Here is a 26,736-nt window from a genome sequence, read left to right on the forward strand (position 1 = left end):
GAGGCGCGTCACTCCACTTCCGACTCCTCGACCCGCGCCGGCAAGATGGGCCCGTTCGCCATTGGCGCCGCCACCGGCTTCGCGCCTGGGACGGCGGCGCCCGTCAGGAGAGCGAGGCGCGTATCGAGCGTGAGCAGCGTCGAGAGCGGCGACAGCATCGTCTCCGCGTAACGCCGCCCCGCCGCGCCAATGGCAGCGCGCCGTGCGCCGTCTTCGGCGAGCGTCGCGATGGCGTCGACGAGTTCGCCTGTGTCTTCGGGCGGCACGATCATGCCGTTGTTCGAGACGGCTTCGAAGAGCGCCGTGCCGGGCCGCGCCATGGCGATCACCGCGCCGCCGCTCGCGAGCATGCCCGTCAGCTTTGATGGCATCACGAGATCGGCCGCATCGCCGCGCTGGGGCAGCACGTGGATATCGGCGACATTCAACAACTCGTTCAGCGACGAGGCCGGCTGCAACGTCAGGAACCGGCAGTTGGGCAACCCCTCGCAACGCTTGACCAGATCGTCACGCGCCGCGCCGTTGCCGCAGAACACGAAGGTGATGTCGTCGCACGCAGCAAGCGCGCGGGCTGCGTCCGCCAGCGTCTCAAGACCCTGCTTCGCGCCCATGTTGCCCGAGTACAGCACGACCGTATTGGTGGACGGAATGCCGAGCGTCTCGCGGTATTCGCTCACGCGGCCAAGCGGAAAGATGTCGCGCGTGTCGACCCAGTTCGGCAGAAACTCGGTTTTGGCCGCGTCGACGCCTTTGCCGACCGCGCGCTCGACCATCTGGTTCGTGATCGACGACACGACGTCGAAACGCTTCAGGACGAGCCGCTCGATCCCGTACGCGATGCGCGCGCCGCGTGCGCTTTTTAGCAGGCCGAGATCGAAGGCAGCATCGACTTCGTAGTCCTGGACGTGCAGCCACGCCTTCGCGCCCGTCACGCGCGCGAGCGCCAGCGCGCCCGGCGCGCAGGCCATCGTGGGCGCGATCAGCATCACGGCGCCGGGGCGCCATGTGATTTGCCTCGCGAGCAGCGGCAGCGACGACAGCGCGAACGACGCGAGATGCAGCATCCGCTTCAGGCCGCTTGGCTTTGGCGGCACCCACAACGGCGCGCGCCAGATGTGCACGCCGCGCATGATGTCGCGTCGATAGCGCCACATGGAGTAGCCGCTCGCGACCTTCCAGTCAGGATAGTACGGGGGCGCGCACACGACGCGCACTTCATGGCCGCACTCGGCCAGCATCTGCGCCATTTCGGCCGTGTACTTGCCCGCGCCCGAAAGCTCAGGCGCGTAGTTGAGACCATAGATCAAGATCTTCATGTTTGACTTCCACGACAACTGTCCGTCATGCGGCAGCGCACAGCGCTACGCCCTCCCCCTTCCCCACTCCCGACCCGGCCGGCACGCTCACGCCGAAACCGTCCGTTCCTCCATCTCAAGTCCCCAGCATCAATGCGCAGCCACGCGCGATATTGGCCGCCGCCGATGGCGGATCGAAACGCCGGATCACATCCATGCAGCGTTGCGCCGATGACTGTGCGTCGGCGAATGCTTCCGTTGCCTTCAGCAGCGTGCGCTGCAGCCCCGCGCCGTCGCCTGCCGTGAACGCGTAGCCGCTCACGCCTTCGTGCACGAGCTCGGGTACGCAGCCGCAGCTTTCGCTGACGACCACCGGGCAGCCATGCGCGAGCGCCTCGTTGACGACGAGCCCCCACGGTTCGCTGCGGCTCGGCAGCACGAGGCACGTCGCGCCGTAGTATTCGCGCGATAGCGGTTCGTCCTGCAAGCTGCCGACGAACGTGATCGAGCGGTCCAGGCCCAGCTCCGTGACGCGCTTGCGCAAGTCGCGTTCGAGCGGTCCCGTGCCGACGATACGCAACTGCGGATCGGGCAGGCGCTTCGCGATTCCCGCAAACGCGTCGATCAGCGTCGTGATGCCCTTCTCTTCGGACAGCCGCCCGACGAACAGAAACACGGGCGCATTGCCCGCGCGGTACTGCATGCGCTCGGCGATCGCGCGCTCGGGCGAGAACGTGACAGGCAGCGCGGCCGCCTGACACGGAATGAAAATCTTCTCGCGCTTCGCGCCGAGCGACACCAGATAGTCGCGGCTGCGCTCGCCGAAACCGAAGTAGCCGTCGCACAGCGAGAAGAACACGCGCTTCGGAACCGACGTCAACAGACGCTTCGGGCGATCGCGCGCCGTCGAATCGCAGAACACGGCGCGCCGCTTGCCCGTCACCACGCACGCGGCGAGCATCGCCCAGTACTCGGGGCGGTGATAGCCGGGCAGCACGATCAGGTCCGACTTCGCCTTCAGCACTTCCCAGACAAGACGCTTCGTCAGTTGCCAGCGCGGCACGTCCTCGTAGCAGCCGTCGAAGAGCTTGTGCATCGGATAGCGATGAAACGAATAGTCGACGTCCGAAAAACCGATCCGATCATGTTCCGTGTCCGCGATCTGCACCATCGAGTAGCGGATCGCGCCCGATGCCGAGATGCTGTGCAACGCGGAGAACACGGCGCCCTTGTGCCGTGACCACACAACGTTATGAAAGATCGTGACTGACGCACTCATTTCTTACGGTCCTTATTCGATCGAAACTGTCGTTTCTCCCAGCAAAAAAAGAACGGACGTCGCCCTTATCCCGGTCCCAGGCAACGTCCGTCACCAGGAGCGGCTCATCAGGCACGCGCGGCCATCGCGAACGAAGGCGCAGCGTATTTTTCTCCGTGCTTATCTGCAAACGTGTCTCCGTGCTTGTCTCCGTACTTCTCCTCATACTTCGCGGCGAATTCCCGATACGTATTCGCGATCCCGTCCGCGAGGCCGATACTCGCGCGCCAGCCCATCTGCGCCAGCTGCGACACGTCGAGCAGCTTTCGCGGCGTGCCGTCGGGCTTGCTCGCATCAAACTGCAGCTGGCCTTCGAAACCCACTACATCGCAGATCGTCTGCGCGAGTTCGCGAATGCTGAGGTCCTCACCGACGCCGACGTTGAACACACCCGTGTTCACGTCGTGTTCGAGCACGAACAGCGTCGCGGCGGCCAGATCGTCGACATGCAGGAACTCGCGGCGCGGCGTGCCGCTGCCCCACACGGTCAGCGATTCGTCACCGTGCAGGCGCGCCTCGTGCGCCTTGCGAATCAGCGCAGGCAGCACGTGGCTGTTCTTCAGGTCGTAGTTGTCGTTCGGACCGTAGAGGTTGGTGGGCATCAGCGCGACATAGCGCGTGCCGTACTCGCGGTTGTACGCGTCGCACAGCTTGAGACCGGCGATCTTCGCGATCGCGTACGCGTCGTTGGTCGGCTCCAGTTCCGAGGTCAGCAGATACGATTCGCGGATCGGCTGCGGACACAGCTTCGGATAGATGCACGACGAACCAAAAAACACAAGCCGGTCGACGTTCGCGCGATACGCCGCGTGAATCACGTTGGTTTCGATCACGAGGTTCTCGTAGAGAAACTCGCCCGGCTGCGTCGAGTTCGCCAGAATGCCGCCGACGCGCGCCGCCGCCAGCAGCACGACGTCGATCTGCTCGCTCTCGAAGAAGCGGTTCACAGCCGCCTGGTCGGTCAGGTCGAGTTCGGCATGCGTGCGCGTGACGAGGTTGCGATAGCCGCTCGCCTCGAGCTTGCGCACGAGCGCCGAGCCGACCATCCCGCGATGCCCTGCGACAAAGATGCGTGCGTTCTTGTCCATGGCGTCACTCGTGATGTTCCAGTGCCTTGAAGCCGGCCAGCGTGACGAGCGCATCGCGCCGCGCGATCTGGTAATCCGACACCACCATTTCCTTCACGAGCGTCTCGAACGAGGTGGTCGGCTGCCAGCCCAGCTTCTGATGCGCCTTCGACGGATCGCCGAGCAGCGTCTCCACTTCCGTCGGACGGAAGTAGCGCGGATCGACGCGCACGATCACGTCACCCGGCTGCACGCGCATGTCGCTGCGACTACGGCGCTCGACATGTTCGACGATGCCCACTTCATGTACGCCCTCGCCTTCGAAGCGCACGGTGACGCCGAGCTCCGCCGCCGCGCGCTGCACGAACTCGCGCACGCTGTACTGGACGCCCGTCGCGATCACGAAGTCTTCGGGTGCTTCCTGCTGCAGCATCATCCATTGCATCTCGACGTAGTCGCGCGCATGGCCCCAGTCGCGCAGCGCCGACAGATTGCCGAGATAGAGCTCTTCCTGCAGGCCGACCGCGATGCGCGCGATGGCCCGCGTAATCTTGCGCGTGACAAAGGTTTCGCCGCGCACGGGCGACTCGTGATTGAACAGGATGCCGTTGCACGCGTAGATGCCATACGCTTCGCGGTAATTGACCGTGGTCCAGTACGCAAACAGTTTCGCGACGGCATACGGGCTGCGCGGATAGAACGGCGTGGTCTCGCGCTGCGGCACTTCCTGCACGAGGCCGTAGAGTTCCGACGTCGATGCCTGATAGAAGCGCGTCTTTTTGTCGAAGCCGCAGATGCGGATCGCTTCGAGCAGACGCAGCGTGCCGAGGCCGTCGGCATTGGCCGTGTATTCCGGTTCTTCAAACGACACGGCAACATGGCTCTGCGCCGCGAGGTTATAGACTTCGTCCGGCTTGACGCGCTGGATGACGCGCGTGAGGCTCGTCGAATCCGTCAGGTCGCCGTGATGCAGTTGCAGGCGCTGGTCCGGGTCGTGTACATCGCGGTAAAGGTGGTCGATCCGGTCGGTGTTGAACAACGACGAGCGACGCTTGATGCCATGCACCTCGTAGCCCTTGTCGATCAACAGCTCGGCCAGGTATGAGCCGTCCTGGCCAGTAATGCCGGTAATCAAGGCAACCTTTCGAGTCATCGTATTCTCCTTGGTGGAACTGAGCGGGCGCTTTGGCGCCTCGCTCCGGACCCATGCGTTTAGCCTGCGATACTCTCGTAACCGTAATAGCCGCCGCGATAACCCGAGCCGATGAAAGCGCCCGCCTGCGGCACGTCGGTCAACAACACCCCCTGCAAATCCACGCCGCCATTGCGCAGGCGCTTCGCGGTTTCCGCGAGCTCGCCAACCGGATGGCGACCGTGGCGAATCACGAGCAACGTCGTTCCCACGTGCTTGCCGATCACGGTCGAATCGGTGACGGCGAGCACAGGCGGTGTATCGATGATGATCAGGTCGTACTGGCCCTTCAGCTCCGCGAGCATCGTTTCGAAGCGCTTGCTCATCAGCAGCTCCGAAGGATGCGAGGGCAGCGAGCCCTTGGTGAGCACGTCGAGGCCCGGCAACACGTCGCGCTGGATCGACGATTGCAGGTCGCCACCGCGCAGCACGTCCGAGAGGCCCGGCTGATGCTGCAGACCAAAGTGCGAGTGCACGTCGCCGCGCCGCATGTCGCCGTCGATCACCAGCGTGCGCTTGGCCGTCGAAGCGACGAGCGCCGACAGGTTCACCGACAGGAACGACTTGCCCGCATCCGGGCGCGAGCCCGTCAGCATCACGACGTTGTTCTGCTTGTCGTCGACGGAGAGCTGCAGCGACGTGCGCAGATTGCGCACCCCTTCCACGGCGATATCCTGCGGCGCCTGTTCGGCGAGCACATGCAGGCCGCGCCGGCGCATCATCACGTCCTGCTGCAGGCGCATCTGCTGCTCGCTGCGCGGTACCACCGCGAACACGGGCACGCCCAGCGCGGCTTCGAGCTCGTCCGGACGTTCGACGCCGCCATACAGCGTCTTGCGCACGAATGCGAACACGATGCCGATAAAGAGACCCGCGCCGAAGCTGATCAGGATCACCAGCACGCGCTTCGGACGCACGGGATCGTCGGCTGCCTCGGCAAAGTCGACGATGCGCACGTCGCCCACCTGGCCCGCCTTCGCGATGCGCAGTTGCTGCGCGCTGTTGAGCAGGTTCGTGTACAGCTCGGTATCGACATGCACGTCGCGCAACAGGCGCAGGGCCGTCTGCTCGGTATCGGGCAGCGTTTGCACACTCTTGCCCATCTTCGACAGATTGCCTTGCAGCCCGGCGATCTGTGCGTCGAGTGCGGCGACGGCGGGGTGATTCGCGGTGAAGCGTTGCGACATCTCCGCGCGCTGCGTCTGCAGGTCGACGAGCTTGGTCTTGTTGTCGACGATCTGCTGCAGCAGCAGCCGGCTTTCTTCGCTCAGGTCGACGGTGCCGTGCTGGTTGCGGAACGTGTTGTAGCGCTGCTCGGCGGCATCGAGTTCCTTGCGCAGCTGCGGCAGTTGCTGGTCGAGGAAGGCCAGCATGTGCTCGGCTTCCGACGAACGGCTTTCGACGTCCTGGCGGATGAACTCGCGCGCCATGCTGTTCATGATGTCGGCCGTGAGCCTCGGATCGTGGCCTTCGAGGCTCGCGCGGATCACGCCCGACTGCAGCGTCGATTCGCCGATATCCATCGCCTTCTGCAGCCGCTCGACGGTCGTCAGCGTGGACCCGCGCGTCAGGTCGTAACGCGTGCCCGGCGCACCCGTCATTTCATCGACGCGCAGCGTGATCGGGCCGGCCGGCGTTTCGCGCACGACGTTCTCGCCGACGCGTCCTTCGAGAATCGCGACGCCATCGGGATTGTTCAGCACGAAGTCGCCGTTCTGCCCGGCGATCAACGTGAAGTCCTTGTCGTACATGTCTTTCCCCGTGTCGAAGCGCGACACCTTGATGCTCTCATTGCCCCATGCGTAGCTCGGCAACTGCAGCGAAGGCGGCAGCGTGATGCCCCACTTGCCGTTCATCAGCGGCGCGAGCAGCCCGCCGACGAAAGGCAACGTGTGCGGCCGCGCGGCGATGTCGAGGTGCAGCGACTTGACGGTCTCCTCGGTCACGAGCCGCGACTTCATCAACTCGATCTCGGCCGCCGTCGACGGCTTCGTGTCGAACATGCCTGTTAGCGGTTGCAGGCCGTCCTGCTTGTTATTGTTATCGGCCTTGTCGACCACATGGAACAGCACGTCCGCACGATAGACGGGCGTCGCGACAAATGCATACGCGGTGCCCAGCGCCGTGATGGCCAGCGTGATCATCAGAATGGAGCGCCAGTTCGCGACGATAGCCTGCAAGTAATCCGTCAGATGCATCTCGTCCGAACTGACATCCGTATAACGATTGTCAAAGTTGATAGCCATTTGCTTGATCCATCAAAGACCGACAGTGTCGAAAGCGCTGCGTTGCTTTACCCCGTTAATGCATAACGCATACCTGCCGCTTACTTCGCGAGCAACGCAGCCGTCACACCGGCATTGATTGCCGGCAGCAGCAGCGTCAGCACCCGGTTGAAGCGCACGAGGCTGTTGTTGTCGACATAGACGACATCCTTCGGCTGCAGCTCGAACTGGTTCGCGAGCAGCATCGAAACGGGCGAGGTCGTGTCGAGGTGATAGATCTCCGGCTTGTCGCTCGTCGAATTGCGGATGACGAAAGTCTGCTTCGCGTCGGCCGTGTTCGGGTTGAAGCTGCCCGCCTGCGACAGCGCCTCCGACAGCGACAGCTTGCCGTCGCGCATCGGCAGGATGGTCGCGGGCTTGTTCACTTCGCCCATCAGATAGATGCCGTTCTCTTCGCGTGCCGGCACGCGCAGCATGTCGCCCGGTTGCAGGTAGATCGAGGTCGGCGCACGGCCGCGCTTGATCAGGTCGGGCACGTTCAGGTCGTAGGTCACGCCGTTGCGCACGAGTTCGAGACGACCTTGGTCCGCATTCGGCGTGAAGCCGCCCGTGCGGTTGATCGCTTCTGTCAGCGACATCGGGATGTCGTTGACCTGTGCCGGCCCCGGCGCGTGCACCTCGCCGTCCACATACACTTGCGACGAGCGGAACGACGAGACGCGCACGGTCACTTCAGGCTTCGAATAGACCACGCTCAACTTTTTATACAGCTCTTTCTGCACCGCCGCCGCGTCCTTGCCCGCCACACGCAGCGTGCCCGCATACGGGAACTGGATGTTGCCGTCGGCATCGACGAGAAAGCCGATCCCCGGATCGTTCTTGCTGCTCGATGCCTGCGGCTGTCCGAGCGCGGCGGCCAGCTCGGGGTGATCCCAGACGGTGATCTGCAACACGTCGCCGGGACCGATCTTGTAGACGGGCGGCTTGTTGCTGAAGAGACCGACCGTCTGCTGGCTGAGATTCGTCGTCTGGCCTTTCATCTTCCGCACCAGCGACAGATTGATGTCGGTGATGGGAATCTGGATCTGCTGCTCGGCCTCGGTACTGTACTCACCGCCCGTATCCGGCACCGCGGCAGGCGTGATCATCCGTTGTCCGGGTGCGAGACCGCAGGCGGAAAGCAGTAACGTCATCGATAGCACTAACGGTGCATACACGCCTGTTCGAATGCGGTTCATGGCAGTTCCTCCTAACAGGGGAGCTTGGTCCTTTTTCATTGGCTTGCTCCCCGTCTCAATACGCGTTGGTATGAATGAAGCCTTTGACGATCGTGGCGCCGATAATCCGCATATCGAGCCAGAACGTCCAATGCCCCAGGTAATACAGGTCATGCGCGACCCGCCGCTCCATCTTTTCGATGCGATCGGTTTCGCCGCGAAAGCCGTTGATTTGCGCCCAGCCTGTGATACCCGGCTTGATCCGGTAACGATGGATATAGCCGGCCACGACCTTCTGATACAGATCGTCGTGTTCGAGTGCGTGCGGGCGTGGCCCGACCACGGACATGTCGCCGCGCAGCACGTTGAAGAACTGCGGCAGCTCGTCGAGACTCGTGCGGCGCAGGAACGCGCCGACCCTGGTGATGCGCGGATCGCCCTTGGTCGCCTGACTGACCTTGCCGGCTTCCTCGGTGTGCACGCGCATCGAGCGGAACTTGTAGATCTTGAAGACGCGGCCGTCGGCGCCCTTGCGTTTCTGCCGGAAGAACACGGGGCCCGGCGACGACACCTTCACGGCAATCGCAATCGCGATCAGCAGCGGCGCGAGTCCGATGATAGCGGCCGCGGCGAACACGCGGTCGAACAGGTCCTTCTTGAACAGCGCGCGCGGCGACAGCGGCGACGCGACGAGGTTGATCGCGGGCACGCCGAGCAGTTCGATCACGCTACTGGTGTCGAACAGCGCGAGGCTGCGCACGTCCGGCATGAAGCGGATGTTCACGAGGTCGTTGCGAAACTCGGTGACGAGGCGAAAGATCGTGCGCTCGTCGGTGAGCGACAGCGCGAGCCACAGTTCATGTACGTCGTTGGCGCGTACGTAGTCGGCGAACGCCGCCTGCGAATCGAAGCAGGTTACGCGCGGGTTGGTCAGAGGCGATTCTTCGGGGTGCGTGTTCAGTACGGCCGTTGCGCGGAAGCCCGTGGCCGGCTGCGATTCGACGCGGCGCAGGATCTGGTCGCAATGGCCGCCACTGCCGACGATCGCCACCTGATGCAGATTCCAGCCGAGGCGCCGCGCGCGGGCCAGCACGGCATGCGCGATCAGCCGCCACGCGATCAGCAAACCACCCGCCATCGCCGTCCAGTACGCAAACCACAGGCGCGAGACGATGTCGATCCGATGCAGCGAATACATCAGCGCGAGCGCGCAGCCCTGCACGACGAGCCACGCGAGCGCGACCTGCCCGGCGAGCGCGAGCTTCGAGCGGCCGCGCCACGATACATAGACGCCGAACGCCGGGAAAATCGCCAGCGCAAAGGCCGCGGAAAAGAGAACGAACGCGTCGTAGAAGCCGCGCTGTGAAAATTCGTCGAAGCGGATCTGCGATGCGACGATGGCGCCTAACAGTATCAGCGCCACGTCCGCAACCCGCGCGAAAAAATCCTGTAAGTCCCGCATATCGGTCACCCTGCCATTCGTCGTTCGTTACCTGCTCTCCGGGTGTTGCGTGTTACGCCGCCGCGCGCCTAACTCGCGGCGTGAGTCGGGCCCTGCCCCGTGGCCTGACTCTGGTTTTGGTTCTGGTTCTGGCTCTGGACCTGAAGCGGGCCTGCGCCATGCAACTGCTTCTGATCTTGCGCCTGTTCGCACCGTCCGTACGTGTCGTCGAAGCGCACGATGTCGTCTTCGCCGAGATACGAGCCCGACTGCACCTCGATGATTTCGAGCGGCACCTTGCCCGGGTTCTCGAGCCGGTGGCGCACGCCGAGCGGAATGTAAGTAGATTCGTTTTCGGTCAGCAGAAACTGTTCGTCGCCGCGCGTGACGAGCGCCGTGCCACGCACGACGATCCAGTGTTCGGCGCGATGGTGATGCAGTTGCAGCGACAGCTTCGCGCCCGGCGTCACGACGATGCGCTTCACCTGGAAGCGGTCGCCGTGGTCGATCGAATCGTAGAAGCCCCACGGGCGGCGCACCTTGCGATGCGCATCGGCCTCGGGCGCTTTCTGCGCCTTGATACGCGCGACCAGTCCCTTCACATCCTGCACGCGCGAGCGGTCGGCGACGAGCACGGCGTCGGCCGTTTCGACGACCACGACATTGGTCGTGCCAACGCACGCGACCAGCCGTCCGTCCGAATGCGCATAGCTCGATACGGAACCTTCGAACATCACGCGGCCGCGCCCGACGTTGCCGTTCTCGTCCTTCGGCTGCGCGGCCCACACGGCGTCCCACGAGCCGAGATCGGACCAGCCTGCGTCGAGCGGCACGACGACGCCCGCCGACGTCCAGCCCACCGTTGCATTGAGACGCTCCATCACCGCGTAGTCGATCGAATCGGCAGGCGAGCGCGTGAACGCATCCGCCGCGGGACGGAACGTGGTGCCGTCCGTATGCCCTTGCACGAACGACGCGAGACACGCCGCGTGCATATCGGGCTGCAGCGATTGCAGCGTCGCGAGCCACACGCTTGCGCGCACGATGAAGATGCCGCTGTTCCACCAGTACGTGCCTTGCGCGAGGTATTGCTTCGCGAGTTCGGCGGCGGGCTTTTCAACGAAGCCATCGATTTCGCGCGCATCGTCATCGAGCTTCTTGCCGACGCGGATATAACCAAAGCCCGTTTCCGGCGCGCGCGGTGGCACGCCAAGCGTGGCGATCGAGCCGCGCTGCGCATGGCGCGCGGCAACTTCGAGCGCGCGCTGCAACGCGGGCACGTCGCCGATCGCGTGGTCGGACGGCATCACGACGAGAATCGCGTCTTCGCCGTTCGCGCAGGCGAGGGCTGCTGCCAGCGTGAGCGCGGGCGCCGTGTCACGCCGCGCCGGCTCGACCACGAGACGCGGCGTGCACGAATTGCACATCAACTGCTCGGCAATCACGAAGCGATGCTCTTCGCCGCACACGACGATGGGCGAATTCGACACGCTCCAGCCAGCCGGAAAGCCTTCCATCCGATGCACGGTGTCCTGCAACAGCGACTCCGAACCGACGACGCCAATCAGCTGCTTCGGAAAGTTCTCACGCGACATCGGCCACAGGCGCGTGCCTGACCCGCCCGCCAGGATGACCGGCACGATCTGCGTGCAGGCCGGCAGCGCGCTGCCCGGCGCAGCCGCATTCGTCGGATTATTCTGGTCGATCAACATGTTTGGATTCCTTAATATCCGTCACTTAACCCCCGGTATGAGGACCTGCGACACACTTTGGATCGTGGCCGGTTTCTAGATGCCGGCTTCGCGCCGGGTCTTCATCCGGTATTCCGTCGGCGAGACTTTCATCCGCTTGCGGAAGATCTTGGCAAGACGATCGCCATTGCCCATTCCCGTACGCCGCGCGATCTTGTCGACGGGCAGTTCGGAATCGGTCAACAGGCTGCAAGTGATCGCGAGCCGTGCGTGCAACAGGTAGTCGGACGGAGTGACGCCCACTTCCATCTTGAAGCGACGCAGGAAATTGCGTTCGCTCATCGCGGCCACCTGGGCCGCGTCCGCGATCGAGATCGACCGCTGGCAGTTCTCCTGTAACCAGCGCGCCGCAGCGCGCACCTTATCTGCGGGACTCTTGCCCGTGCTGTCGCCCAACAGCGACATCAGGCTGTCGCCGGCGTCGGGCATCAGGCGTTCGGCGACATTGCGCGCGACATCGATTCCAAGGTCGCGCTTGATCAGCATCAGCGCGCTCTTCATCGACTCGAGGCGATCGTTCGCTTCGCTGCCGTTACGTTCATCACGTTCTTCGCGCACGTTATAGCTGCCGAAGTCGCGTTGCTGAATGCCGTTGATGCAGGCCGCTTCGAGCAGCGAGCGTCCTTCGCCGATCGGACGCACGATGCTGGTGTTCGCATGCACACGCCGCAGCCAGGCAATGAGCCGTTCGTCGCGGGCCGCGGCACGCGCACCTTTGCCGCCCGCGACGAAAAGCGCATCGAAGCCCATGTAATGACGCGCATCGAGCCCATCCGTCCAGACACGAATCGACGACGAGCACGTGATGTTGCCGCCGGCACCCGAGAGGAAACTCACGTCATACGTCCAACTGTGACTGGCGGATGAAGACAGTTCGTTAGCAGCGTGAAAAACTTCAGCGACGATGCCTGCGCCAAGAAGAGAACAGCCGTCGAAAAGCAGAATTGCTATGTGGCGTGTAGCGGCTGCGTAGTGCGCGCTGTGCTCGGGCGCTCGCACCCAGCCAACCATCGGAGATTCAAGACTTGCATACGCCATGACTCTTCCCCCTTGACCATTCCGGCGTGGAAAGAACTAGATAAATGCACGCGATGTGCAGTGCATCATACGCATTAAAAAAACAATCCCGGCAGCTACTGACTGAAAGTGACGATGTATTGGCGTATTCGGTCCGCTGGATGCTAACCGGCTTTCAACCCGCATTTAACAATCCGATAAACCGGTTATTACGGGTCTCTCTATTTCAGTCCTAATTCGCCATTTCATAAGACGAATCGAACCTGCGCCTCAAAAGCCCCGCCAGGCCTGACATAAAGCCTTACAAATTGTTGCAATTACAGTTTCTTCATACCAATAAAACAGCAATTTTTTCGGCTCTACATTTAAGGTCCGCAATACTTACCCGGACGCATACCTGGTTATGCCGATTCCCCATCCAATTGCCAGTTTGCTAATATGCAATGACAGCGTTATTGATATGACGAAATTGCGCGCACAGGTTCACCAATTAGGAATTATAAGAACGAAAATGCCAGGCAAAATAATTTCTTATATTCCTTCTTGAGTGGCGCCATAAATAAATCAATTAATGTTTCAAACACGAAACATTGGGCCCCAGTGAGAGGCGCAATGGCGCTAACCAGGTGCAGTCAAACTGCCGTTTTGGCGAGCCATTCAGGTTCATTCGGGCACACCAAGACCTTCTCGCTACGTTGCAGGCCTCACGCAGCGCCACTTTGCTGCATTAGCCGAATCTCGCCACGACCAAGCGTCGCGACGACGCAACATTCGTATCGATCCGCCACCGAAGTTGCGCCCATGCACTAGGAAACGTCCAATTCCTGCTAACTCATCGGTGTAATCTGGGTCGCGCGATATGCGCGTAACCGGTCATCGATACGGTTTGGGGGAAGAATGACTGATGGCGATAACAGTGTCGGTAAGAGATGCGCGTCAGATTTTCGGCCGCGTCTTTCACGCAATGTATCGTTCAGCTTGCCAGTAGCAATGCTAGTCGTAGTCATTGCGATAGCGAGCGGCTGTGACAATGCATCGGCCGATAACGAACAGGCTGCGAAGAACCCTGGTAACTGGACTCATTGCGCAGACGAGCGCGGCACATGCAGCTTCAGCGGCACGCGCGACGTGCGTTATGGCAGCGAGACGCACAACACGGTCAAGTCGCTGACGAATGGCACGCCTTGCAACAACGCGATATTCGGCGACCCCGCGCCTGGCGAACTCAAGCAATGCTGGATCTCTGGCGCGAACGATGCAGCTAGCCCGTCCGCTTCCGCCAAAGCCACGCCTGCATCCACGGGCGACGCCTCTGACGAGAGCGAATGGCCGATGAAAGCGCCACCTCGTGCGAACGATTCTCAAGGACTCCGTTGCAACAAATCGTCGGACGTGGCGGCTGCGAACGCACAGGGCGATCTCATCGACGCAGACACGCCGGGAAGCGACGGCACGCGTCTCTTTCCGCTCGACCGTTCGTTCCAGATTGTCATCACGACACGCGCGCCGCACGACGACAAACTCGCATGGAAAGTCCGCGATGCGTGGGGCACCGTGCAGGCAAGCGGCACGTATGGCGTTGCGCAAGGTGCACGTCAGGTGACGTTGAATTGCGAGTCTTCGCTGGCGGGATACTTCGCGCTGTCCGCATCATTGGAAAAAGCGCGTGGGCAACTGGCGGCACGCGGCACGCGTCCGCAAGGCATCGCGACCTTCGGCGTGCTGCCCGATGTGTCGGCGAGCGTGCCGCCCGTGCATTACGCGCACGCGGACCTGCATCGCTTCGGCGGCCAGGGCGGCGCGTTCGTCGGACCCGGCCAGCGCTGCTGCGACGGCGACGGCTATCGTCCGCTCTATACGCTGCTCGGCCTCACCTGGGTCAACGACAATCGCAACTGGTACAAGGAAGAACCGGACCGCGCGGACACCTTCCATCCCGCCACGCGACAACTCGCGCCGTGGTTCCGCAAAGGCGACCTGCTGCGCCTGATCCAACTCGACGGCTTTCCTGGTTGGGCGAGTCCGACGGGCAAGCAGACGCATAGCTATCTGCCGAAGTCGACGGAAGCGCTGCGCGAATACATGCAGCGCGTCGGCACTGAATCGAGCCGCGTGCGCAACACAGTCTTTCCAACGCAATCGAGCAACTACTACCAGGTGACATGGGAGCCCGATCTGGCAGGCGGCCTGCCCTGGCGCGACACCGATGCGAATTTCGTCCAGCTATATAAGTCCGTGCATGAGGGCATTCATGCGACCGATCCGGACGCCGTCGTGATGGGCCCGACGTTTGGATCGGTGGTTGGCAATATCGAATGGCTCAAGCGTCTCGCGCCGCTCGGCCTGCCTAAGTATCTCGACGGAATCGCCATTCACGGCTACTACGATCCGGGTGGCAACAGCCCGTCGCATCCGCCCGAACGTCTGATGAACGATAGCAATCCGCAACAGGCGCAATACGCGCTGCCGAAAGCGATGCGCGCCTTGCGACGCGTGATGACGGATCAGTACAGGCCAGGCGCAAAGCTGTTCGCAACGGAGACTGGCATCAGCTACGACGTCGGCGAAGAGTATGGCCCGCGCTATCCGCCCAACGACGTGCTGTACGCGCAAGGCGCCGTCGTCGCGCGTACGCATCTGATCCTGCTCGGCGAAGGCGCCGACATGACCTACATCTTCTATTCGAACGACTCGCCCGCTGCGACGCCTGGCTACGGCGTGTTCTTCGATCTCGAACATCCGAAGGGTGCATTCGGTCCGAGCACGGTCAGCCCGAAACCGGCCGCATCCGCGATTGTCGCGATGACGCGGCTGATCGACGGCACGGCCACGCTCGGGCCCGTCAAGCGCACGCCCGCGGGCGTCTACGCGTACGCGTTTCAGCGCCTGAACAACGGCAAAGTCGTCACGGCCGCCTGGACGCACGACAACGCAAAGTGGAACAAGTCGACTCACTTCGACCCGACGGCGGGCGTTGCATGGCGTCTGCAGGTGGATGCGCCGGGCACCGCGGGCAAGGTCACGGTGTTCGACATGATGGGCAATCCGTCGAGCGTGCCCTACGAAGATGGTTACGTGTCGCTCGCGCTGGCGGAGACGCCCGTGTATGTCGTGTCGTCGAATGTGGCGGTGATGAAGGCCAACGTCACGACGCCGGCGGGCTATGTCGCGCCATAACCGCCGTAGTCACCGTAATCGTCGCGACGAAGCGCGCGCAAAACGCCGCGCAGCATGTGCGCACGCGCCACCTTTCACTTTGGCCATACAAGACGGCATTTAGGCGTCAGACGACAGAACCGCGTTTTATTACTACGTCTAGACTCTGTGCAAATGCTGCAAGCCGCGCGTCATTCGAGCGTCACGTAGCGCAAGCCATCGGGGCCATGACGACGGAGCGGTGGAATGACCGGTTTGGGCTGGATCATGGTGATGTTGGTCGCAATGCTGGCGTCCTGGCTGCTGCTTAGCGTGGGCGTCGCCCTTGCCATCGCCCTTCTGTTCGGCACCGCGTCGCGGCTGTTCGCCAGCGATCACGATCAATAGACAGGCAAGCCGGCCGAGCACGCCGGCCGCCCGTCACACGTGCGACGCGTGTGACGGCCATTGTGCTGCATCCCGTTTCGCTGCATCCATTAAACAAGACTACATGACGAGAGAGACATGGCCGCCACGTGCCCCGATTATCTCGAAGCAGGCGATTTTCTCCAGGTCGTCAAGATGACACCGCTCGTGTCGATCGACCTGATCGTGTCCGACTACGCGGGGCGAGTGCTCGTTGGGTATCGGCGTAATCGCCCGGCGCTCGGCACCTGGTTCGTGCCGGGCGGGCGTATCTGCAAGAACGAGAGGCTCGACGCGGCGTTCACGCGCATCGTCGACTCGGAACTCGGTATCTCGGGGATGGAGCGCGCGGCCGCGCGTTTCGGCGGTCTGTTCGAACACTTTTATAAAGACAACTTCGCCGGCGCGGACAAGATCACGACGCACTATGTCGTGATCGCGTATTTCCTGACGCTCGAGAACACGGCGTCCGTCGGGCGCTTCGACCAGCACAGCCGCTATATCTGGCTCACGCCCGAAGCGCTGCTCGCGCGCGACGACGTGCACGAAAACACGAAGACGTATTTCCGCTGAGCCCGCGGGCGAGGTGCGTCGGCGAGCAATGTCTGTGCACGAAAAAGGCGCGGCGGCTCATGCCGCCGCGCCACGCGTAACCACGCCGGAATCAGACCCGGCTCAACAGTTCCGCCAGCTCTTCCTGTGCACCCTCGCCGTTTGCGCCAGGTTCGCCTTGCATGCGGCCGCGCAAATAGACATCGAACGCATCTTTCACTTCGGGATGGCGCAACGCGAACTCGACCGTCGCCTTCAGGTAGCCGAGCTTGCTGCCGCAGTCGAAGCGCTTGCCGCGGTACTGGTATGCGAGCGCCTGCTCCGAGCCGAGTAGGGACTGGATCGCATCCGTCAGCTGGATCTCGCCACCTGCACCGGCTTGCTGGCGGCGCAGATGATCGAAGATCGCAGGCATCAGTACGTAACGGCCCACGACGCCGAGATTCGACGGCGCATCCTCCGGCGCGGGCTTTTCGACGATGCCCGACATCTTGAAGAGCCGATCGTCCCAGCGCTTGCCGTCGATCACGCCATACGAGCGCGATTCCTGCTTGCCGATCTCCTCGACACCGACAATCGAGCAATGATAGTGATTGAACAGGCTCACCATTTGCGACAGAACGGGCGGCTCGCCGTCGAGCAGGTCGTCGGCGAGGATCACGGCGAACGGCTCGTCGCCGACCAGCTTTTCCGCGCACAGCACCGCGTGGCCGAGCCCAAGCGGCTCCGGCTGGCGCACATAGCAGCATTCGACATGGCTCGGCTTGATGTTCTGCACCAGTTCCAGCAGCGCGAGCTTGCCGCGCGCGAGCAGCTCGCACTCGACCTCGTAGGACTTGTCGAAATGGTCTTCGATCGCGCGCTTGCTGCGCCCCGTGACGAAGATCATCTCGGTGATGCCAGCCGCAATCGCCTCCTCGACCGCGTACTGGATCAGCGGCTTGTCGACGACAGGCAGCATCTCTTTCGGGCTCGCCTTCGTCGCGGGGAGGAATCGGGTGCCGAGACCGGCCACGGGGAACACCGCCTTGCGTATGCTGAGCATATTCGCGCCTCTTTTGAGTGGTTTGATAAGCATCGATACGCCAGCGTATTCCGCGAATATCGAGCCGATCTGCCAACTTCTCGGTATTTTCCGACTCAAACCGCCAAGCCTTAAAAACATGGGCCTATGATAGACCCAAGGCACGCAGACCTTTATTCTTTCGCCGTCCTCGGCACTGGAGACAGACGATGCGATATGAGCACGCGGTGAGTCGATGGATGGATTCAACCTCGTCGAGCGCAGTCGTCAATGTCGGGCACATGGTCAAACGTATCGGCATTCTCGTTTTTGAACGATTTCCGTTGAGCGACGTGTGTCTGCTCGCTGACGCATTTCGACTCGCCAACGAAGCACAGGCCGACCAGTCCGGCCCCGAGGGCGTGGGTATCGAACCCTCCTATTCGATCGTGATGCTGTCCGAAATGGGCGGCAGCGTCGTCAGCAGCTGTTCGCTGCGCATATGGACGGAAAGTCTCAATGGACCGCTGCTGAACGGCTTCGATACGCTGTTCATCGTCGGCGGTCCGGGGGCCTCGCGCGCGAAGGTGAACGAGCGGCTGATCCGGCGGCTGCGCGCGATCGCGCCGAAAATCCGCGTCGTCAAGGCGCTCGACGAGGGCCTCGGCGTGCTCGCGGCAGCCGATCTCGTCTTCGAGCGGCGCGGCTGGCGCAGCATGTCGGGCGCAACCGACGACTCGGGCGCAACCGTCGCCCCCGTCGTGAACGACACGCAATGGCACATGGAGCCTGGCGCCTCGATCGACGTCGACGCACCCGTGCGTTCGATCGCGGCCGCACTCACGGTCATCAAGCGCGATCACGGCACGCCGATCGCTCGGATCGTGTCCGAGCGCGCGCTGTCGGGCACGTCGCGGCGCCTCGATGCGATTCTCGACGACGACGAAAAAAAGGGCATCACCCGCAAGATCACGACGGCCGCGCACTGGATCCGCGAGAACTACACGCGCCACATTTCGGTGGTGGAAGCCGCCGAAGTCGCGAAGATGAGCGAGCGCAATTTCCTGCGGCGCTTCAAGGCGCAAGTGGGGCTCACGCCGTCGGAATATCTGCTGCGCGCGCGGCTCGACGCGAGCTGCCTGCTGCTGACGGAGACCGACATGTCGATCGACGGTATCGCGCGGCGCTGCGGGGTGCGCAGCGGCGACGGGCTCGCGAAGATCTTCCGCAAGCGCCTGTCCATTTCCCCGACCGACTATCGCGCGGCACACCGGCACAACATGTCGAAGAGCTGATCCCGGCGCGCGCCGGTCCGCACTCCCGTATTTGGGACGATTCATTCCGCATCAACACGGGCATGAGCTAATAACAAAAATAACGTTGATGGCGGCGGCCAGGCGCCCGTAGGATTCGCGCTTTTGCGCGCTTTTGCGCGCTTTGCGCGCACCAGCGGCATGTCCACCGTTCTCACGCCCAAAACAGGCGTCGCGCAGGCATCATCCCGCGCGCACAACAAGCCTGTCATCCGTTCCGCCGCCGATGTCTCGGCACTCGTCAATCAGGGCGCCGCCATCGGCAGCGACGCGCGCATCGTCGTCGCGATTGCGCTCGGCGGCGTGTTTCTCGATGCCTACGATCTCGGCGCCCTCGCGTTCGGCCTCAAGGATGTCGCGCGCGAGTTCTCGCTCACGCCCGCTGGCACCGGCTTCGTCGCTTCCGCGATCACGTTCGGCGCGATTGTCGGCGCGTTTCTCGGCGGCTTTCTGACCGACCGCATCGGCCGCTACCGCGTGTTCATGGCCGACATGTTCTTCTTCGTGATTGCCGCGCTCGCCTGTGCGTTCGCGCCTAACGCCTGGGTGCTCGGCGGTGCGCGCTTCGTGATGGGTCTCGGCGTCGGCATCGACCTGCCTGTCGCGATGGCGTTTCTCGCCGAGTTCTCGCGGCTGCAAGGCAAGGGCAACAAGGCCTCGCGCGTCGCGATGTGGTGTCCCGTCTGGTATGCGGCCATCAGCGTGTCGTATCTGCTCGTGCTGGCGTTCTATGCGACCTTGCCGGAGAGCCATCAGCCTCTGCTATGGCGTCTGATTCTCGGCTTTGGCGCCGTGCCCGCCATCGTCATCATCCTGATCCGCAGCCGCTATATCAGCGAGTCGCCCGTATGGGCCGCGAATCAGGGCGATCTGAACGGCGCTGCGCAGATTCTCAAGCGCTCGTACGGCATCGATGCGGACGTCGCGCCGGACGCCGCCGCCACCGCGAAACAGAGCCACGTGCGCACGGCGTCGTGGAAGAACTACGGCACGCTGCTCAAAGGCGTCTATCTGAAGCGCACGGTGCTCGCGACGGTCATCGCGATCGCGTCGTCGTTTGCGTATAACGCGGTCGCGTTCGGCTTGCCTGTGATCATCTCGAGCTTCCTCGCGCAGTCGATGCTCACCACGATCCTCGCGTCGCTCGTGCTCAATCTCGCGTTTGCGTTCGTCGGCGGCGTCATCGCGGTGCGCACGGTGCCGAAGTTCGGCGCATGGAACATGACGGTACTCGGCTACGCGTGCCAGCTCGTCGCGCTGGTCGGTCTTGCCGTCGTCGGCAAGCCGGCGGGTGGCGCGCAGGTCGCCACCGCGATCGCAATGCTTGCGCTGTTCCTGTTCGGCCAGGGCTTCGGGCCAGGCTCGCACAGCATGACGTTCGCTTCGCTGAGCTATCCGACTACGCTGCGCGGCGTCGGCGTCGGCTTCAACCAGACGCTGATGCGCGCGAGCTCGACCGTCTCGCTGTTCCTGTTCCCCGTGCTCGCCGCCGCGCTGCATACGCGCGTGTTCTGGATCATTGCCGTCGCGCCGCTGTGCGGCCTGCTCGCGCTGCTCGTGATCCGCTGGGAGCCGTCGGGCTACGACGTCGACGCGGAAGACTTCGCGCCGGCAGCGTCGCTCAGGCAATAGCGAGCTTCCCACGCCAGGCGGGACAGCGGAACATTCGCTGTCGTCGCCAAACCGACAAGGGTCTCCGGGCAACCGGCGACCCTTTTTTTACATTTGACGGCGCAAGCCGTTGAGAAAAAGCATCGCGTGCCGTGCGTCGCCAACGCCTTGTTCTGGAGTCCAGATATTTGCATTTATCGAGATGGAAAGACGTGCAATGATCGCGCCGCCATGCTCATGTGGTGACTGCACATCGACGTCACCCTGTGAGCAGGCATTCGTAAAAGAACGTTCTCATCTCAACGTCATGATCAATTTCCTGCTCGATCTGATTTCGAGCCTGATCATCCTCGCCCTGCTGCTGACGGCATGTTGCGTGATCAACTGGATGAGGCCCGATGCGAAAGCGGACGGCTATCTGGTGTTCGTGGTATTCGTCGCGATCGCGCTGCTGTTCGATGCGGCGTGACCTTTCTGGTGTTCGTCGATTCGCAGGCGCGCTATGGCAAGTTCAGCACCATCCAGGCATTCATTCCGCGCCTTGCCGCCTATCTGACGGCAAGCGGCATCGCCATCGGGCTGTCGCGCATGCGCAGCCGCAAGGCAGCCGGGCGCGCCGACGCACGCCCCGTCATCCGCACGTCGCCGTCCGCCACTTGACCACGATCGGCGCGGACGTGCTCAGCCGGGAATATCTCTTGCTCACGACCGCGCCATCGCCTATAACAGTCGATGATTGCAAGCGGCGGCGGCAGCGCCGCCGCTTCTCGCATATCGGGCAATCTGCCCGCTCAAGCCGTTCGCCGTACGGATAACAACGTCGTGTAGCACAAGCGATGGACGCGGCGTCCGCTCTGCTGGTCCGCCTCGCGTCCACTACGCCGTCGCATGCCGCAGTCAGTCATACGAACCGACTCAAGCGAGGGAATCGTGGATATCGAAGCCATACGCGTCTTTCTGATGACCCGGGGCATCGACTTCGGGACCAAGGTACTCGGTGCAATCGTTCTGTGGATCATCGGGCGATGGGTGATCGGGCTTGTCATCGGCCTGCTGCGCAAGGTGCTCGCGCGCAGCAGCAAGGTCGATCCGACGCTCGCGCACTACCTTGGCTCGATCCTCGGCGCGCTTCTGAATCTGATCCTGATACTCGCGATTCTGCAGGTGTTCGGCGTGCAAACCACGTCGTTCGCCGCGCTGCTCGCGGGCCTCGGTCTCGCGATCGGCACCGCGTGGGGCGGTCTGCTCGCGCATTTCGCGGCGGGCATCTTCATGCAGGTGCTGCGACCATTCAAGGTCGGCGATTTCGTGACGGCGGGCGGCGTGACGGGCACGGTGCAGGGACTCGGGCTGTTCGGCACGACGATCGTCACGCCCGACAACGTGCTGACCATCGTCGGCAACAACACGATCTTCTCGGGCATCATTTCCAATTTCAGCGCGCAGCCGGTGCGGCGCGTCGAGCTGACTGCGAAGGTCGCGAACGGCGTCGATCCCATCGATGCGGCGAACCGGTTGCGGGCCGCCGTCACGAAGATTCCAAATGTGTCAGAGAGCCCACCGCCCGATATCGAAGTGCTGTCGTTCACGCCGGAAGGTCCGCTGCTGTGCGTGCGGCCTTACACGCACAACGACAACTACTGGCAGGTGTATTTCGACACGAACCGCGCGATCATCGAAACGTTCCGCGAAGCGGGCTATCCGACGCCGGAAACACCTGTCGTGCGGCGTGTGGCGCCGTAGCGTTTCCGCTGCGATTGATCGGGTGGTCCGATTGAATCTTGTGCACAGCAGGCATCGCGTGCGGATGCCTGCTGTTCGCCCTCATCAATGCCCCGTGTTGTTGCCGGCCGAGCGCTCCGGCTGACGCTTGCTGCGCATGATCTTCCACAACGCGCCGAGCGCGACGGGCACCACGGCGGCGCCGATACCGACCAGCACGATCACATTCAGATACTGGCGGATAAACGGAATATTGCCGAAGAAGAAACCGAGCAGCGTCAGAAGCAGCACCCAGAACAGCGCGCCCGTGACGTTGAAGAACTGGAACCGCTTGACGCTCATCTGCGACGCGCCCGCGACGAACGGCGCAAAGGTCCGCACGATGGGAATGAAACGCGCGAGCACGATGGTCTTGCCGCCGTGGCGCTCGTAGAAGTTGTGCGTCTTGCGCAGTGCCTCGCGATCGAGGAACCGTTCGAGCACGGGTATGTGCGAGTCGAACACCTTCGGCCCGATTGCGCGGCCAATCATGTAGTTCACCGTGTTGCCGAGCACGGCCGCCACCAGCAGCAGCACGATCAGCAATTCGATGTTCATTTCGCCTGTCGCGCAAAATGCGCCGCCGATGAACAGCAGCGAGTCGCCCGGCAGGAACGGCAGCACGACGAGGCCCGTCTCGCAGAACACGATGAGGAACAGTACCGCGTAGACCCACGCGCCGTACTGATGGATGAAGACTCCCAGAAACTTGTCGATGTGCAGGACAAGATTGACGAATTGCAGCAGCGTGTCCAAAGGGCGTCCTTTTAAAGGCAGATGGCTGGCATGACGGGGACGGCGACCCGTCTCGTTCGGCGCGCCTCACGCAGGTCACGGCAGTGACGAAGCGTTCCGAGGCAGGAAATTGACCGCGCCATGATACCGAAAGTGCCATGACGACCTTAAAAAATGTCGTCCATTATCTGCACGTTCAGACGATCTGCGACGAATCGCTATAATTTCGCCATGTCCGCGATCCCCGAATCTTCCGAAACGCGTGCCGACGCGCCCGCCGACGCATATGAACCTGCGACCGACCGCAACGCGAGCTCAGTCGAAAGCACCCTCACGCCGCGTCCGCTGCGCGCGATCCAGCCGCTGCCCGACCAGCTGATCAGCCAGATCGCCGCGGGCGAAGTGGTCGAGCGGCCGGCGTCGGTGGTGAAGGAATTGCTCGAAAATGCGCTCGACGCGGGCGCGAGGACGCTGCGCATCCTGCTCGACGAAGGCGGCGTCAAGCGCATCTCGATCACCGACGACGGCTGCGGCATTCCCGAAGGCGAGCTCGCGCTCGCGCTGATGCGTCACGCGACCAGCAAGATCCGCTCGCTCGCCGAACTCGAAGCCGTGGCCACGCTCGGGTTTCGCGGTGAGGCACTGGCGTCGATCGCGTCGGTGTCGGATATGCACATCACGAGCCGCACCGAGAACGATTCACACGCGACGCGCATCGACGCGCAGACGGGCGCGCTGTCGCCCGCGGCAGGCACGCCCGGCACGACGATCGAAGTGCGCGAACTGTACTTCAACACGCCCGCGCGCCGCAAATTCCTCAAGAGCGAACAGACCGAACTCGGCCACTGCCTGGAGATGATCCGGCGCGCGGCGCTCGCGCGGCCCGATGTCGCGATTTCGGTGCTGCATAACGGCCGCGCCATCGAACACTGGAACGCCAGCGATCCCGCCACGCGCGTCGCGAAGATTCTCGGCGAGACGTTCGCGACTGCGCATCTGCCGCTCGATGAATCAGCCGGACCGCTGGCCGTGTACGGCTGCGCCGGTCTGCCGACCGCGAGCCGCGGACGCGCCGATCAGCAGTATTTCTTCGTCAACGGCCGCTTCGTGCGCGACAAGCTGCTCACGCACGCAGTGCGCGCCGCTTACGAAGACGTGCTGCATGGCGACCGTTACCCGTCGTATGTGCTGTTCCTCGATCTGCCGCCCGAGGCCGTCGACGTGAACGTGCATCCGTCGAAGATCGAAGTGCGCTTTCGTGATTCGCGCTCGATTCACCAGTTCGTGTTCCATGCTGTGCAGCGATCGCTCGCGCGGCATGCGGGCGCATCGCCGGAAACGACGTCGGGTGGACATGCTGCGCGCATCGAGCCGATGCCTTTTCCGACGCCGGCAACGCCCGCAACTTCCGCCACGCCCGGTTCGTTCAGCTCGACGCCGCTTGGCGGCGGTTTCCGGGTCAGCGACGGCGGCAGTTCGCAACCGGGCAATACCTGGCTGCGCCAGGCGCGCATGACGCAAGGCACGCTCCCCGTCGCGCAGCCGCTCGCGCTTTACGACGCGTTGTTCGGCCGCAAGGACACGGGCGCCGGCACCCCGCAAGGCACGACTTCTTTCGAACTGCGCGACGCGGCGGATTCCGTCGGGAATGATGGTGCGTCTGCGCCTGCCGCGGGTTTTGCGGGTTTCACGGGTTTGGCGCCTCAGTCGTCCATCGCACCGCAGAGTTTCGACGCGAACGACGAACAGCCGCTTGGCTTCGCGCTCGGCCAGATTCACGGCATCTACGTGCTCGCGCAGAACGCGCGCGGACTGGTGATCGTCGATATGCACGCGGCGCACGAGCGGATTCTGTACGAGCAGTTCAAGAACGCGCTCGTGGACCGCGCGATCGCCGTGCAGCCGCTGTTGATCCCCGTGTCGATGCCGGCTGACGGGGTCGAGATCGGCGTCGTCGAAGAGGAGCGCGAGACGCTCGATGCGCTCGGCTTCGATCTGGCCGTTCTGTCGCCGACGAGCATCGCGATTCGCGCCGTCCCCGCGCTGCTGAAGGATGCCGATTTGCAGGCGCTGGCGCGCGCGGTGCTGTCGGATCTGCATGCGTACGGCGGCTCGCGCGTGCTGACCGAGCGCCAGCACGAGTTGCTCGGCACGCTTGCCTGCCATCACGCGGTGCGCGCGAACCGACGCCTCACGCTCGACGAAATGAATGCGCTGCTGCGCCAGATGGAAGCGACCGAGCGCGCGGACCAGTGCAATCATGGGCGGCCGACGTGGTATCAGTTGACGCTTGCCGATCTCGATCGGCTGTTCATGCGCGGACAGTGAGCGGGTCCGTTTTGCACTTCCGCTTACGCTTGTCACCACGCCTGCCATCACGCCATTCATGACGCAGCACGCACCCCAACCGATCGCCTGCCTGCTCGGCCCGACCGCTTCCGGCAAGACGGCGGCCGCATTGGCGTTCGCTGCGCGCGCGCCTGTCGAGATCATCAGCGTCGATTCGGCGCTGGTGTATCGCGAGATGGATATTGGCACTGCGAAGCCGTCGGCGGAGGAACGCGCGGTCGCGCCTCACCATCTGATTGACATCGTCGATCCCGTCGATGCTTACTCAGCCGCCGATTTCCGAGCCGACGCATTGCGGCTGGTTGGCGAGATCGTTGCGCGCGGCAATGTGCCGTTGCTGGTTGGCGGCACGATGCTGTACTACAAGGCGTTGACGCAGGGTCTGAACGACCTGCCCGCCGCCGATCCCGACGTGCGTGCGACGCTCGATGCCGACGCTGCGCGCGAAGGCTGGCCGGCGCTGCATGCGCGCCTCGCGGCTGTCGATTCCGCCACGGCCGCACGCCTCGCGCCGAACGATTCGCAGCGCATCCAGCGCGCACTTGAAGTGTTCATGCTGACGGGGCAACCGATGTCCGCGTTGCTCGCCGCGCCCGCTCGCGATGATGATGCAGCGCGGCTTTATCGATTCGTTCCGATCGCGCTGGAGCCGTCTGATCGTAGTGTGTTGCATGCGCGCATTGCGCGGCGATTTGATGCGATGCTTGCGGCTGGGTTTGTTGATGAGGTGAAGCGGCTGCGCGCGCGAGGGGATTTGCATCCGGGGTTGCCTTCCATGCGGTGTGTTGGGTATAGGCAGGCCTGGGAGTATCTCGACAGCGAAACCGATTACGACACCATGCGGGATAAAGGCGTCTTTGCGACGCGGCAGCTGTGTAAGAGGCAGCTTACCTGGCTGCGTGCTATGTCGGAGCGGGTTGTGGTTGATTGTTGTGCTGCTGATGCCACTTTGCTTGCCTTGCAGGCTATTGAACGAGTCGTTGGCTGATTTTTTTGTCTGCGACGCGCGGGTGGGCTGTCTTTGCGCTGGCATTAGCGTTGGTGTCTTTGTGGCGCGGCCGGTATGGTTGTTCTAGCCCTTGCGCTGGCATCCGCGCTTTGCCTTCGTGCTTTGCCTTCGTGCTTCAAGCGTCGCCTCTGTGCGGGGCGACGGGGGTGTCTGAATTTTTGTGTGCAAGGCAGATAAAAGCCTGCCATCTGGCAGGTTCATCAATTGCATTCTACAAATGATTCCTGGTGAAGCGATCCTCATAGAGGATCGCGAACTGGTTCATCGCGGCTTTCCAGTCATGCGCGGCACGGCTCCAGTCAGCCGTGATATTGCGCAA

21 protein-coding genes are annotated in these 26,736 nt (G+C 63.0%); 10 read left to right on the forward strand and 11 right to left on the reverse strand.

All coding sequences use genetic code 11. The annotated features are described in order from the left end of the window. Positions 1–8: 8 nt before the first annotated feature. The 9 genes from SB822_RS47955 to SB822_RS47995 form a co-directional block, all read right to left on the reverse strand. On the reverse strand, positions 9–1,316 hold the full coding sequence (locus SB822_RS47955) for a glycosyltransferase WbuB (RefSeq protein WP_410858031.1): 1,308 nt from the start codon (positions 1,314–1,316) through the stop codon (positions 9–11). Between the two features lie 115 nt (positions 1,317–1,431). Beyond that, on the reverse strand, positions 1,432–2,574 hold the full coding sequence (locus SB822_RS47960; protein WP_410858032.1) for a glycosyltransferase family 4 protein: 1,143 nt from the start codon (positions 2,572–2,574) through the stop codon (positions 1,432–1,434). A gap of 107 nt (positions 2,575–2,681) precedes the next feature. Further along, positions 2,682–3,701 carry a GDP-L-fucose synthase family protein gene (locus SB822_RS47965; protein ID WP_410858033.1) on the reverse strand — a complete coding sequence of 340 codons (1,020 nt, stop codon included), beginning with the start codon at positions 3,699–3,701 and terminating at the stop codon, positions 2,682–2,684. A gap of 4 nt (positions 3,702–3,705) precedes the next feature. Continuing rightward, a complete protein-coding gene (gene gmd / locus SB822_RS47970) occupies positions 3,706–4,833 on the reverse strand; it encodes a GDP-mannose 4,6-dehydratase (RefSeq protein WP_410858034.1) in 1,128 nt (375 codons plus the stop codon). A 59-nt stretch (positions 4,834–4,892) separates the two neighbouring features. Then, positions 4,893–7,118, reverse strand: a complete 2,226-nt coding sequence (locus tag SB822_RS47975) for a polysaccharide biosynthesis tyrosine autokinase (RefSeq protein WP_410858035.1) — start codon at positions 7,116–7,118, stop codon at positions 4,893–4,895. 80 nt (positions 7,119–7,198) lie between these two features. Next, positions 7,199–8,335, reverse strand: a complete 1,137-nt coding sequence (locus tag SB822_RS47980; RefSeq protein ID WP_410858036.1) for a polysaccharide biosynthesis/export family protein — start codon at positions 8,333–8,335, stop codon at positions 7,199–7,201. Between the two features lie 55 nt (positions 8,336–8,390). Further along, complete coding sequence (locus SB822_RS47985) at positions 8,391–9,776, reverse strand: undecaprenyl-phosphate glucose phosphotransferase (protein ID WP_410858037.1); 1,386 nt, start codon at positions 9,774–9,776, stop codon at positions 8,391–8,393. A 68-nt stretch (positions 9,777–9,844) separates the two neighbouring features. Beyond that, positions 9,845–11,467, reverse strand: a complete 1,623-nt coding sequence (locus SB822_RS47990) for a mannose-1-phosphate guanylyltransferase/mannose-6-phosphate isomerase (RefSeq protein WP_410858038.1) — start codon at positions 11,465–11,467, stop codon at positions 9,845–9,847. 75 nt (positions 11,468–11,542) lie between these two features. Continuing rightward, the gene (locus SB822_RS47995) at positions 11,543–12,544 is read right to left on the reverse strand and encodes a GlxA family transcriptional regulator (protein WP_410858039.1); all 1,002 of its coding nucleotides are present in this window, start codon (positions 12,542–12,544) and stop codon (positions 11,543–11,545) included. Between the two features lie 969 nt (positions 12,545–13,513). On the opposite strand from SB822_RS47995, the gene SB822_RS48000 reads away from it, so the two are divergent. The 3 genes from SB822_RS48000 to SB822_RS48010 all read left to right on the forward strand — a co-directional run bounded on the left by SB822_RS48000 (position 13,514) and on the right by SB822_RS48010 (position 16,657). After that, entirely contained in the window at positions 13,514–15,700 is a 2,187-nt protein-coding gene (locus tag SB822_RS48000; RefSeq protein ID WP_410858040.1) for a hypothetical protein, read from the forward strand. A gap of 225 nt (positions 15,701–15,925) precedes the next feature. Then, entirely contained in the window at positions 15,926–16,066 is a 141-nt protein-coding gene (locus SB822_RS48005) for a hypothetical protein (protein ID WP_410858042.1), read from the forward strand. Positions 16,067–16,183: 117 nt separating this feature from the next. Beyond that, positions 16,184–16,657, forward strand: a complete 474-nt coding sequence (locus SB822_RS48010; RefSeq protein ID WP_410858043.1) for a GDP-mannose mannosyl hydrolase — start codon at positions 16,184–16,186, stop codon at positions 16,655–16,657. A gap of 91 nt (positions 16,658–16,748) precedes the next feature. Here the strand turns inward: SB822_RS48010 and galU are convergent, their stop codons facing one another. After that, positions 16,749–17,681 carry a UTP--glucose-1-phosphate uridylyltransferase GalU gene (gene galU, locus SB822_RS48015; protein WP_410858045.1) on the reverse strand — a complete coding sequence of 311 codons (933 nt, stop codon included), beginning with the start codon at positions 17,679–17,681 and terminating at the stop codon, positions 16,749–16,751. 218 nt (positions 17,682–17,899) lie between these two features. Here galU and SB822_RS48020 point away from each other — a divergent pair, with 218 nt between their 5' ends. The 5 genes from SB822_RS48020 (at position 17,900) to SB822_RS48040 (ending at position 22,306) form a co-directional block, all read left to right on the forward strand. After that, entirely contained in the window at positions 17,900–18,934 is a 1,035-nt protein-coding gene (locus SB822_RS48020; RefSeq protein WP_410858046.1) for a GlxA family transcriptional regulator, read from the forward strand. Between the two features lie 159 nt (positions 18,935–19,093). Continuing rightward, positions 19,094–20,584 carry an MFS transporter gene (locus tag SB822_RS48025; RefSeq protein WP_410858047.1) on the forward strand — a complete coding sequence of 497 codons (1,491 nt, stop codon included), beginning with the start codon at positions 19,094–19,096 and terminating at the stop codon, positions 20,582–20,584. A 286-nt stretch (positions 20,585–20,870) separates the two neighbouring features. After that, on the forward strand, positions 20,871–21,032 hold the full coding sequence (locus SB822_RS48030) for a hypothetical protein (protein ID WP_410858048.1): 162 nt from the start codon (positions 20,871–20,873) through the stop codon (positions 21,030–21,032). Continuing rightward, positions 21,029–21,223, forward strand: a complete 195-nt coding sequence (locus SB822_RS48035; protein WP_410858049.1) for a hypothetical protein — start codon at positions 21,029–21,031, stop codon at positions 21,221–21,223. Before SB822_RS48030 ends, SB822_RS48035 begins: the two co-directional genes overlap by 4 nt. A 270-nt stretch (positions 21,224–21,493) precedes the next feature. Next, the gene (locus SB822_RS48040) at positions 21,494–22,306 is read left to right on the forward strand and encodes a mechanosensitive ion channel family protein (RefSeq protein ID WP_410858050.1); all 813 of its coding nucleotides are present in this window, start codon (positions 21,494–21,496) and stop codon (positions 22,304–22,306) included. Positions 22,307–22,390: 84 nt separating this feature from the next. Here the strand turns inward: SB822_RS48040 and SB822_RS48045 are convergent, their stop codons facing one another. Beyond that, entirely contained in the window at positions 22,391–23,080 is a 690-nt protein-coding gene (locus tag SB822_RS48045) for a DedA family protein (RefSeq protein WP_410858051.1), read from the reverse strand. 210 nt (positions 23,081–23,290) lie between these two features. Here SB822_RS48045 and mutL point away from each other — a divergent pair, with 210 nt between their 5' ends. Continuing rightward, positions 23,291–25,387: a DNA mismatch repair endonuclease MutL gene (mutL, locus tag SB822_RS48050; RefSeq protein ID WP_410858052.1), complete on the forward strand. Its 2,097-nt coding sequence runs from the start codon at positions 23,291–23,293 to the stop codon at positions 25,385–25,387. Positions 25,388–25,445: 58 nt separating this feature from the next. Next, on the forward strand, positions 25,446–26,396 hold the full coding sequence (gene miaA, locus SB822_RS48055; RefSeq protein WP_410858053.1) for a tRNA (adenosine(37)-N6)-dimethylallyltransferase MiaA: 951 nt from the start codon (positions 25,446–25,448) through the stop codon (positions 26,394–26,396). Positions 26,397–26,736: the final 340 nt, after the last annotated feature.

The sequence above is a fragment of the Paraburkholderia sp. SIMBA_054 genome (assembly GCF_046534875.1).
GTDB lineage: Bacteria > Pseudomonadota > Gammaproteobacteria > Burkholderiales > Burkholderiaceae > Paraburkholderia > Paraburkholderia hospita.